Annotated in this window: 1 protein-coding gene; it reads left to right on the top strand. The window is 68.5% G+C overall.

The window, feature by feature from the left end; translation table 11 throughout:
- The first annotated feature begins 234 nt into the window (after positions 1-234).
- Complete coding sequence (locus tag ACOGXE_RS01830) at positions 235-12,972, top strand: cadherin-like beta sandwich domain-containing protein (RefSeq protein WP_419932258.1); 12,738 nt, start codon at positions 235-237, stop codon at positions 12,970-12,972.
- Positions 12,973-13,000 lie beyond the last annotated feature (28 nt).

The following is a 13,000-nucleotide window of genomic DNA, read 5'->3' as shown; positions in this document are numbered from 1 at the left end:
TGGCACAGCATGAAGGGTTTCGCGCGTCATCGCAGTGCGGCACACTTGTGCCCGTGAGTGTTGACAGTGTTGTAGCGGCACAGTTGGAGCCCCCTCGGGACCTCGACTGCGGCGCTCGCATCGGCAGCGGCGCGTGCGCTGGCGGCGGGCCGGCGTGCGGGGCCGGATCGATCCTGTGACGAACGGCCGACCCACCCGATCGCGGGGGGGGGGGGGTTCACCGGACGGGTCGGCGTGCGGCTCGCGTTAGCGGCGCTGGCGTTGGCGCTGGTCGCGGGCGTGCTGGGGCCGATCCCCGCCAGTGCCGATCCTGACGCGCAGGGGCCCGGCGCGGACGAGATCGGCGAGGTGGAGGTGTCGAGCGAGGCGCCCGGCGAGCTGACGGTGTCGTGGGTGCCGCCGGCCGAGGAGCCGCACGAGTACCGGGTGAGATGGGCCCCGCAGGACGCGGAGTATCTGTCGTACTGGCAGCCCGACGAAGAGCGGCGGGGCAACGAGTGGCTGCCGGGTGACGCGACCTCGCTGACGCTGAGCGGCCTCGACGAGGGCGGCACCTACAAGATCATGCTGCGGGCCCGCTGGCGCGACGAGCAGGGACGGTTCTCTGCGGGCCCGTGGACCGACGAGATCACTGCGGTGGTCTCGCGCCCGCCGTTGACCGCGCAGTCTCAAGAATCTGAAGAGCCCGACGAAGACGGCGAGGCCGACGAGCCCGACGATGACGGCGAGGCCGACGAGCCCGACGATGACGGCGAGGCCGGCGAGCCCGGCGAGCCCGACGAGGCTGGGCAGCCCGACGGCCCCGGGCTGTCGGCGCTGTTCGAGCTGGTGCCGGCGGCGCATGGAGGCCCGGGCAGCCAGACGACCGTGCGGGTGCGGTTCAGCGAACCGCTCGACGTGAGCTACACCACGATGCGCGACGAGGCGTTCGAGGTGGACGGGGCGCGGATCACCCGCGCGAAGCGTGTCGATGGTCGCAGCGACCTGTGGGATCTCACCTTGGAGGTGACACACGACGGCGCGATGACCCTCACGCTCCCCGCCGGCGACGGCTGCGACGCCCAGTTCGCCGTGTGCACCGCGGACGGGCGCGCGCTGGCGTTCCCGATCGAGGCCGTTATCGCAGGCCTCGAGGACGAGCCGCGGGTCGCCCGCTCCCATTTCGAGCACGGTCATCTCGAGGGCGTCGTGCTGAGGTCGTTGGCGCTCCACGACCCGGTGCTGGGCTACGAGCTGGTGCTCGACGAGCTGTTCCATCCCGACCGGGCGGCCTACACCACGACCACCACCGCCGATGCGCGCTACGTGTGGGTGACCGCGGTGCCGGCCGACGACCCCATGACCGTCGAGATCGGCCGCCTCGTTGACGGCGTGTTCGAGCCGAGCGGCACCGCGGCCGACGGCGACTGCGGGTCCGAGTCGGTGTCGGAGGAGGTGTCGGAGCCCCCGCCGCCGATCTGCCGCCGCGTCGAGCTGCTCGAGGGCTCCACCGACATCGAGGTGCGCCTGGAGTCGACCGACGACGAGGGCAACACCGAGCAGCACCGCTACACCGTGGTGGTCGCGAAGCTGGCCGGGCCCGAGGCGCCGCTGGTTTACCGCCACGTCCCGCTCGCCGGCGACTACAGCTCCAGTCCTCACGGGGTGTGGTCTGACGGCGACACGGTGTGGGTGGCCCTGCGCGACGGGGGCCGCCCCGCGAGAGTCGCCGCGTACGACCTCGCCAGCGGTGCCCGCAACGACGCCTTGTGCCTGTGCTCGATCACCGCCGCCGGCAACGGCGCCCCCTGGGGCATCTGGTCAGACGGCACCACCATGTGGGTCGTCGACACCGATGACACCAAGGTGTACGCGTACGCGCTCGCCGGAGGCGAACGCGACACGGCCAAGGAATTCGACCTGCACGCCGACCACATAAATCCTCGCGGTATCTGGTCCGACGGCACCACCATGTGGGTCGTCCAGCAAAATTCGAGCAACCAAAAGGTGTTCGCGTATGCGCTCGCGGGAGGCGAGCGTCAACAGACACAAGAGTTCGACCTGGACACGGGGTGGAGTGCAGACCTCAATGATCGCCATGGGATGTGGTCAGACGGGCACACCGCATGGGTTGTCGACGGCACCGCTCGAGCAGTCATCGCACACCGCTTGTCCGACGGACAGCACGAAGCGGCAAACAGCTTCAGTCTCACCCTGGAGGGCGCGACGTTCGCTTCGGCGGACAATCGCGACGAGCAGCCATTCGGGGTGTGGTCTGACGGCGTCACCATGTGGGTCTCCGTCCGCCCTCTCAAGACGAACCAGTCTCATGTCGGCACCAGGCTGCTCGCATATCGGATGCCGGCGGGGCCGCGGCTGGGCTCGCTGAAGGTGTCCTACGGCGATGCCGGCGGCAACCTCGTCGAAGCGGATATCGGCCGTTTCCTGCCCGCCACGACCCGCTACAGCACCGTCGTGCCCGCGACCGCCGAGACGGTCACGATCGAAGCCGAGGAGGCGTACGCCGACTGGCTCACGACGTTCTCGACAACCGACGCCGACCTCGACGCCGCTGGGCACCAGGTGCAGCTCGAACCGGGGCTCAACACCGTGGAGATCACCGTCACCTCACCCGACGGCTTCGAGGGCGCCCCCGAAGACGGGCACATCACCCGCACCTACACCGTGGAGATCAGCCTGCCGCCCTCGTTGCCCGGCGCCCGCAACCCCCACCGCGACATCCTGGTGGGCGAGGCAGGGCTCGGCGCCATCTCGGGCATCTGCAGAGCCGGCGACACGCTGTGGCTCCTGGAGTTTGCACCGGCAGGCATGCGGCACGCGATCCGGGCGTACGAGTATCCCGAGCTCGTTCGGGATCCGAGCAAGGACTTCGAAATCACTGCTGAAGCCAGCGTCTTGGGCATGGACTGCTACGACACCACGATCTTGGTGTGGGAGGAACACAATTTTGAGGCCACCCATGTGCATGTCTTCGATTCGGAGACGGGCGAGCGGATCCGCGGGTTCTTCGCGGATCCGGCCTACTGGGGAGGCCTGTTCACTGACGGCTTCACCTTGTGGTCAGGAGCCGGCGGGACCACGCTGTACGCCTTCAATGTCGCGGACGGCTCGCGTACGCCTGACCGCGACATCACGCTCGACCCAGACAACGATCGCCCGCGTGGCATCTGGTCCGACGGGACCACGCTGTGGGTCGCGGACCACCGCGAGCGTGAGGACCCCCGCGATGCACACGTGTACGCGTACTCGTTGGTCACGGGCGAACGCAAGCCGGGGTTGGACATCAGCGGGATTGCCCAGGATCCGAACGAGATCTGGTCTGACGGCGAGACGATGTGGATCGCGGCCAGCCTCACAAGCTCGCCAGAGGGGCGAGTCTTTGCCTACAACCTGCCGCGGGGGCCGGTGCGGCCGTCGTTGGCGTCGCTGTCGATCGACGGCGACCCGCAGCATCTCAAGCCGGGGCGCCTCGGATACCTGGTGCTGGCCGCGCAGGACACCGTCACGCTGTCGGCGACGGCAGCGCAGGCGGACTGGACGGTAACCGTCACGGCGGCAGCGCCCGGCGCCAGCCCGCAGACGCTGTGCGCCGACGGCACGACCGATTGCACGGTCACGGTGCCGCTCACGAAGGGCACCGAGCCCAACACCGTCACCATCACGGTCACCGACCCGACCCCCGATGCCGCCGCTGATCCGCCCGAGCTGGCAGAGCGCATCTACACGGTGCTGATCGACCGCCCCGACTCGAGCCGGGCGGGGTCATTGCAGCGACGCATCGACCTCGACCCCGTGGGCGGCCCCGGCGACGCCGAACTGGGCTGGCTGTGGTCCGACGGCGTCACGCTGTGGACCCTCGACAGCGGCCCCCGCGAGCTCACGGCGCGGGCGTGGGACTTGGCCAGCGGCCGCCGCACCCCCGGCTCAGACATCATCAGCGACGCGGATCCCGGTCTCGGGACCGGCCTGTGGTCCGACGGCGACACCATGAGGATCCTCGTGACGGGTTTTGACTCTGGCGATTATGTGTACGCGTTCGACCTCGTCACGGGCGAGCGCCGGCTGGCCGCTGAGACTCTGCCTCATACGACTTCACCCTTGATAGTGCCTCCCGAGTTCGTGCGGGATTCGGTTGGGCTGTGGTCCGACGGCGACACGATGTGGATCGGCGACGACCGCACCGACAAGATGGCGGCGTTCAAGCTCGCCACCGGCCGCCGCCGACTCGATGCCGACATCGACATCGCCGAGTTGAGCGAGCGTGCCGACTTGTGGTCCGACGGCGAGATCGTCTGGGTGCTGTGCGGCAACGCGATCTGTGCCCGCGAGCTCGTCGGCGGCGCCCGCCGGACAGATCTCGACTTCACCGGGCTCGCCGCCGCCGGCAACAGCCGAGCGGCAGGCATCTGGGCCGACCCCGCCGCCGGCATCATGTGGGTGCTCGACGCCGAGGACCGCGCCGTGTACGGCTACCAGATGCCGCCCAGCACCGCGCTCGACCGCCTCACCCTCACCGGCTCCGGCACCGGCACCGAGCGAGACGGCGACGACTTCCCCTTCGGGTTCGACCCCATCCGGCTCGACTACCGCGTCCACGTGCCCGCCTACGGCGCGGGCGAGCCCGAGCCGGCCGCCATGACGCTGCGCGCCGACACAGCCGACGAAGCGGCCACGGTCGAGGTCGCGTACCGGCACGGCGACGCCGCCCCCGCGACAGCAGACGAGGGTGTCCCAGGCAGCTACGAGATCCCCCTGGCGCGGGGCACCACCGACATCACCGTCACCGTGTCGGTCGGCGACCGCTCTCGCATCTACCGGCTCGAGGTCGACCGGCGCACCATCGTGCCCTACGCCCGCGCCCCCGACCACGACCTGACATTCGACAGCCGATTGCCCGAGGGCTGGCTGTGGTCCGACGGCACCACCATGTGGGTCTCCGACAAAGAAGAGGGAAAGATCGTCGCCTACACGGTCTCGACGGGATCGCGTGACGACACCAAGGACATCTTGCTGGACGAGTCGAATCCCAAACCGGACGGCATCTGGTCGGACGGGACCACGATGTGGGTCGGCCAGGGACGGGTTCGCCTTGACGGCGCATTTGCCGCCGCCCACATATTCGCCTACACGCTCGAGGACGGCGAGCGAGACGAGTCCAAGGAGTTTGCACCAGAGGACAGTGCTCCCAGTGGCGTCGCAGGGCTGTGGTCCGACGGCACGACCATCTGGGTCGCCGGAAACGCCCTAGAAGACGGAGTCGGCAACTCGATCTTCGCGTACACGCTGGAGACAGGCGCGAGAGACGCATCCAAGGACATCGGGCAGCTCGACTGGCACCGCGGACCCACCGGCATCTGGTCTGACGGGACCACCATGTGGGCCAGCAGGCGAGATAACGGCAAGGTCTACGCGTACACGCTGGACACCGGCGCTCGGGACGAGTCCAAGGACATCGACACGCTCGTCGGCCACGGCGCCCGCTCCCCGCTGGGGATCTGGTCCGACGGCACCTGGCTGTGGACCTCATCCGCCCAGGGAGGCAGCACCAACAAGCTCTACGCCTACAACCTGCCCCGGGCGAGCAGGCTGATCAAGGAGTTCCGCATCGAAGGCGCCGACACGTCCGCGTTCGACCCTCGTCTCAGAAAGCAATCATTCGCGCTGCCTGAAGGCCTGCGCTCGCTGACCGTGACCGCAGTGCCCGCCGACCCCCTGTCGCTCGTGGGGTGGACGCTGGAACAAATAGGGCACGAAAGTAGGGGCCTCTTCCAGTACGGGCAACCGACGCCGCCGCTCGACTTGACCCGATACCCAGGAGCGCTGCCGTCCGGCGGTACGCAACTTTTTCTAAAGGTACGATCTCCTCTAACGGCTGATCCGCCTGCAGGCTCGGACCCCTATCTGGTTTTCGTGCGGGACCGATATCAGATTATTGACATCCACGCATCTGTGTGGGAAGACGCCGGCGATCGTGACCTTTCGCGCTACATCGAGACCGAAGAAGCAGGCCTCGACCGGACTTTCGGGGTCTGCGCGACTGCGGACACGTTCTGGATTCTCGAGTGGGGGCTCTCAGGATCGCCCAACGTAATTCGGGCGTTCGACCGCTCCGACCTGAGTCGAGACTCGAGCAAGGACATCGTGCTCACGGACATCGCACCCGAGAATGTGTATCATCTCGATTGCGACGGCACGACGCTCTGGCTGTACGAGGAAGGCTCAATCGACCTGTCAGTGCATGCCGTGAACTCGCAGACTGGTGCACTCGTCCGCACTCTCGACGTGGGCAAAGACGACCTCCTTATCGGTCCCGGAGGAGTGGCGACGGACGGTACGACCGTGTGGGTCGGAGAAGACAACCCGAAGCGGCTCTACGCGTTCGCGGCCGCCGATGGGGAGCGATTGGCCGGCGAGGACATCGATCTGCACGCGGACAATGCCCTGCCGCGGGGCATCTACCTCGACGGCACGACGGTATGGGTCGCAGACCAGGCCGACGGCTTCGTGTATGCGTACCGGCAGGACACCCACGCCCGCGACCCCGAACTGGACATCGGAGGCATTGGTGGCAATGCCTGGGACATCTGGTCGGACGGTGAGACCTTGTGGGTCAGTTACAGCCTCGGCGGTGGCTCTGCGGGGCCGGTTCGCGCCTATGTGATGCCGCGGCGCACGGCGCTCACGGCGTTGGGGGTGTCGGGGGTGGACGACCTGGGGTTTGTGCGCCCGCGCGGCGCTTCGGACACCGCGAACTACAGCTACGCGGCGACGGTGCCGTCGGGGTCCACGTCGGTGACGGTGAGCTACACCAAGGAGTACTCCGCGGCGACGGTGACGGTGGCAGCCGCCGAAGCCGGCGCCACGGTCACCGGCGACGTGGTGGACCTGGGCGGGCTCGACGAGGTGACCGTGACGGTCACGGTGAGCTTCGGCACCGAGTCTGAGGAGTACACGATCGTGCTGACCCGCTCGGCGCTGGCCGCCGTGAGCAGCGACGCGTCGCTGAGCGCGCTGAGCGTGCAGGACCCCGACGGCGGCGAGGTCGCACTGGGTTTCGCTGCCAGCCAGTTGAGCTACCGCACCCGTGTCACGGCGGAGGTCACCTCGGTGACGCTGACGGCGCAGCCCGCCGACGGTTCCGCATCGGTCGAGGTGGCCGCCGACCCGTCGGCGACGTGCACGGGCACCGTCGCCCAGACGTGCGAGGTGGCGGTCGCGCCGGGAGACAACACGGTGACCGTCACCGTGTCGGCATCCGACGGCGTCGCCGAGCGCCGCTACACCGTCGTCGTGCACCGCACCGAGGCGCTCGCGGCCGAGCCGTCACGCGACATCGAGCTGGAGGGCGCCTGGGCGTCGTCGCTGTGGTCCGACGGCGAAACCCTGTGGGTGCTCGACCGAGGCGTGACCCGGATCGAGAACGGCGCGATCGTCGATCCAGCCCTGGCGGGCGACGCCGCTGCGCGCCTGCACGGGTACTCGCTGGCCACCGGGGCACGCGACCCCGACCGCGATATCGCGCCGGTCGCTCCCGAGTCCGACGACCCGACCGCGATCTGGTTCGACGGCGACAACCTGTGGGTCGCCGACGTCGTCGACCAGGTGGCCTATAGGTACAGTTGGCCTGACGGTGACCGCCGTCCCACCAGGAACCTCGGGGCCAGTACCACGGGACTGTGGTCGAACGGGAGCATCCTGTGGGCCGCCGAGGCGCTCGGCGACGATCTGCGTGCGTCTCCGCTGGCGCGACCGGGCCGCATCTCGAACCGCGACATCCGGGTGCAGTCTTCGGCCGGTGATCCCGCGATCTGGGGTGTGTGGTCTGACGGCGAGACGATCTGGGCCGCCGACTGGGCCAACGGGGCGCTGAGTGCGCACTCGCTCGCCGACGGGTCGCGCCGCGCTGCGCTCGACTTCGACGTGGCGGCGGCGGGTGTGACCAACCCGGCCGCCCTGTGGTCCGACGGGGTCACCATGTGGGTGTCGGAGCTGCAGAGCCGGCGGCTGCGAGCGTTCGCGATGCCGCCGAGCGCCGCGCTCGCGTCGCTGCGGCTGAGCGGCGACGGCGTCGACGCCCCGCTGGCGCCGCGGCGCCCCAGCCAGCAGGTGCGGGTGCCCGCGAGCGTCGCCTCGGTCACCCTGCACGCGCAAGCACTGTGGCCCGACTCTGCCGTCGAGGTCCGCCTCGGCGACGTCGTCCAGGCCTGCGACGCGGCGGCCGGCTGCGCGCTGGCGCTCGAGAACGGCAAGAACACGGTCACGGTCACCGTCACCTACAGCGGCACCGCGACGCCCGCCGGGGTCGGGACCCGGGTGTTCGAGATCGTGGTGAACCGCACCGACGCCGGCGACAGCGCCGAGCTCGCCTCGCTGCGGGTGCACGGCCCCGACTGCCGCCCCGAGCCCGACCCCGCCGACCCCGATGTGAGCATCGGGGTGTTCCGCGCCGAGCAGCTCGCCTACAGCGGCACCGTGCACTGGTGCGCCGAAACCGTGACGCTCACCGCGACGGTGCCCGACGGCTCAGGCGCCGAGGTCAGCGTCGCCCTCAACGGCGACGCGGTCGGTACCTGCGACCCCGCCGCGGGCTGCGAGCTGACGCTGGCGTCGGGCGACAATACGGTGACGGTCGCCGTGGTCTCCGCCGACGGCACCGTCACCCGCCGCTACACCGTCGAGCTCTACTGGGCCGCCCCCGCCGCCCCCACCCCATGGCGCGACTTCGACCTGGACACGGCTCCGATCAGCATCTGGTCCGACGGCGAGACGATGTGGGCAACGGGGTACGGCGTCGACGGGCACGCGCATGCGTATCGCTTGTCGACCGGGGAGCGGTTAGCCGATGACGACATCGAAGAGGACCCCAACGACAATTACGGAGCAGCTACTGGTCTGTGGGGCGACCGCCTGGGCTCCATCTGGCTCCATTTCGAAGCTCTGGCCGCAGTTCGACGCTACGACGTGGCGAGCTCAACACTGGGGTCCACCGCATATCGATTGCCAAAGTCTTACTGGGACCTCTGGTCCGACGGAGACGTTCTGTGGAGTGGGCTGCGCGCATGGGACCTCTCGACCGGTGAGCGCCGCGCCGATCTCGACGAGGCATTTGCCGATATAGACGCCGACCCGCTTCTGGGAGTGTGGTCCGATGGGGACACGATGTGGGTCGCCCACTATAACGACACCAGGATCTACGCCTACGAATTGGCCAGCGGCGCGCGCCGTGAGGACCTCGAGTTCGACACCCTTGCCGAGCGGAATAATGGGCACCCCAGAGGTCTCTGGTCCGACGGGATCACGATGTGGGTGGGTGACGAGGGCGACCAGAAGGTGTACGCGTATGCGATGCCGCAGATCGAGCCGCTGCTGGGGTCGCTGTCGGTGGCAGGCCTCGACCTGGCGCTGGAGATGGGCCGGTTTGACTACCGGACGCGGGTCCCGCCTGGTGCCAAGCGGGTGACGGTCGAGGCGGCGCCGTTCCTGCCGGGCGGGGTGGTCAGCGTGCAGATCTCACCTCCCGACGCCGACGCCAACCCTGCCAACGGCCACCAGGTGAACCTGTCGGACCTGCTGAAATGCGGCGAAGACGAGCAACCCGACAGGTGCATCGAGATCACCGCGACCACCGAGGCCAACAACCACCGTGCTGCTGCGTCGCGCACCTACACCGTGGTCGTGTCACGCGGCAGCCAGAATCGCTCCAGCAGCCGCGCCGAGCTCGCGCGTCTGCGCGTGTTCAGTGCCCAAACGGACGACCCCGCCGACGCCGAGACCGGTGACCCATTGGAGCTGAGTCAAGCCTTCGCCGGCCGGTGGCTGGTGAGAGCGCCGTCGGGCACGGACGCGGTGCGCATCGAGGCTGAGGCGCGTGATCCCGACGCGTGGATGTGCATCGAGTCGGGCGGCGAACGAACCTGTGACGAAGGCGCCGAGGAAATGGAAGTGGCGCTGGCGGCCGATGCGCTGGTCGACGAGGCGACAGTGGTGGTGACCTCGGCAGACGGCACCACTACGGCAACGCACCGGATCTCGGTCCGGCGCGCCTCGGACACACCGGCCGCCCCGAACCCCGCAGCCAGCATCTTTGCTAGGAGTGCAATTTTGATCCCCGACCGCGATGGCTGGGGTATCTGGTCCGATGGGACCACCCTGTGGCTCGCGAACCTTCGAGCCCAAAAGGTGTACGCCTTCGCGCGAACCGATGGGTCGCGCCGGCCGGGCCGCGACATCGATCGCGATGAGGACAACGATGCCACGTCCGGTATCTGGTCGGACGGGCAAACGTTGTGGGTTGCCGATTCCATAGACAACAAGCTGTATGCGTATGCGTTGGCAGATGGGTCGCGCCGGTCGGGCCGCGACATCGATCTCGACAATGACAATGACGATCCAGAGGGTGTCTGGTCGGACGGGGACACCGTGTGGGTTGTCGATTCCTTTCTCGGGAAGCTGTTCGCGTATGCGTTGGCGGATGGGTCGCGCCGGTCGGGCCGCGACATCGATCTCGACAATGACAATAAAATCGCACAGGGTGTCTGGTCGGACGGGGACACCGTGTGGGTTGCCGATTCCTTTCTCGGGAAGCTGTTCGCGTATGCGTTGGCGGATGGGTCGCGCCGGTCGGGCCGCGACATCGAGCTATTGCCAGCAAACGGCTTTCCGCAAGGAATGTGGGGTGACGGGGCGACGCTGTACGTAATGGATGCGGTCGGCGTTTTGTTCGCCTACAACCGGCATGCCATGGCGGCCCGGCTGCGCGAGCTGAAGGTGTCGTATGCGGATCTGCGCATCGGCGCGGAGCCCGGCGCGACGATCGAGGCCGACATCGACTTCCTGCCTCACCGGTTGGGCTATCGCTACACGGTGCCCGCCCGGGTCGAGACGGTCACGATCGCCGCGGCGGCGGCCGCGGCCGACGCCGAGGTGGCGAGGGTCACAGTGGCCGCCGGCTCAGGTGCCGCCCGCACGATCGCAGGCGAGCCTGACGGCGGTGAGTGGCGGGTGCCGCTGGCTCCGGGCGACAACACGATCACCGTCGCCGTGACCGCAGGGGAGCACTCGCTTCGGTACACCGTGGACGTCCACCGCGGACATCCCGGCAGCCAGGACCCGTCCCGCGACGTTCTGCTGCGCGCCCCGATCAGCGTGTTCACGGGGCATTCCGGCGTGTCGGGCGTCTGGTCCGACGGCGACTACTGGTGGGCCGTCGACCCGGGCGACCTGCTGCTGTGGGCGTTCGAAGCCGAGACCGGCGTGCGCAGCCGCGAGCACGAGATCGTTCTCGCCCCGGGGGAAGCCTTCGCTCAGCGCGGCTTTGGCGGGACGTCCAGCGGGGACTACGACATCCGCACTGCGATGTGGTCCGGCGAGTGGCACGGCGAGCAGATCGTCTGGGTGGCTTCGTTTTCGACAGCGGTGCTGGCCTACGAGCTGGCCAGCGGGCACCCGCGGCCCGACCTGGACCTCCCCGTTGGTTTCGAACTCGGCGAATCAGCCGTGGTGGGGCTGTGGTCCGACGGTGTGATCATGTGGGTAGCGTTCGAGGACCAGACCATCGAGGCTTGGGACATCGCCAGCCGCACGCATCTGCCTGAGCGCGACATCACGGCGCTGGCGGGCGTGTTCGACGAGCTGGCTGCGACCGACATCAACAGTCATGCCTTACCAGGGGATATCTGGTCCGACGGGGACGTGCTGTGGTGGGTCTCGAACTCACTCGCCAATGGAGACATCCACGTGTTCGCAGTCTCGCTGGTCACGGGAATGCGCCTGCGAACCATGGACTTCGCCGTGCGCGCCCACCGCCCAACGCCCAAGTCTTCGTTCGCCACGCGAGGCATGTGGTCAGACGGGGTCACCATGTGGATGTTCGACTCGCGACGAGGCGACGAATCGGAGCTGCTCGCCGTGCACATGCCTGCGCCGCGCCCGAAGGAGCTGACCGAACGCGCAGGCGACGACTTCTACGGCAGTTATCACCGACCCGACCGACCCGAGAAGGCCGTCGGCGTGCTGCGCTTGGGCGAGACCGGCACGGGCACCCTGGCCGCCGGCGACCGCGATCTGTGGCGGCTCGACGTGCCGGCGGGCCGCACCTATCGCATCGAGGCCGTCTTCGGGAACAGCCCCGACACGGGCACCGGCGGCAGGCTGAACGTGAGCTTCCGCCGCGGCGGCGACGACTTCCTCACCGGCCTCAGCTCGATTTTCGACGACAACCGCGAAGACGGCCGCACGTTCGTGCACCTCGCCCACAGCGGGGCCACCCACTACGCCGCCGTCGCCGCCAGAGACTTCCGCCCCGACGGGAAGAGCAACACCTACACCGGCCCCTACACCGTCACCGTCACCGACATCGGCAAGACCGTGGCCGTCGTGGAGAACCTCCACGTGGCCAACACCCCCAAACAGGGCAACAAGGGCGTCGAGCAGATCCTCACCTCCACCGAGCGCAGGAGCACCCTTACCGGCCACCAGCCCGCCTACCAGGCCGCACAGGGCTTCACGACGGGCAGCAACGCTGTCGACGTACACCGCATCGACCGCGTCGAGGTCCAGTTCCACCACGCCAACACCACCGGCAGCATCAGCCTCTCAATCAACGCGGCCTCAGAGGGCAAACCGGCCCAGACGGCCACGTGCACCTTCGAGACCGACAAGTTCGCCCCGGGCCTGTACTTCGGCAACCAGCCGCACAACGACGACAGCGTGATCCCCAAGAAGCACACCTTCATTGCCTCATTCGGCTGCTTCCTCAATCCCGGCACCGAGTACTTCCTGGTCTTCGGCAACCTCTACGACAACAAGGAGCTCGAGATCGCCACCGGCGACTCGGGCACCGCTCAGTGGTCGCCGAACGGGCAGGGCTGGACCATCGCAGACGGCATCCAGATCAAGAGCGCAGGAGCGACCTCATGGCGGACCTCCGACGACAACGTGCTCCGCATGCGCCTGTGGGCCGAGTCCAACTAGCCGCCCGCTTCGGCGCCCGCCGCCGCCG

It is taken from the genome of Candidatus Poriferisodalis sp. (assembly GCF_965208555.1).
Classification (GTDB): domain Bacteria; phylum Actinomycetota; class Acidimicrobiia; order Acidimicrobiales; family Poriferisodalaceae; genus Poriferisodalis.
The sequence above is the reverse complement of the archived record's forward strand: the minus strand, read 5'-3'. Positions and strand labels throughout refer to the sequence as shown.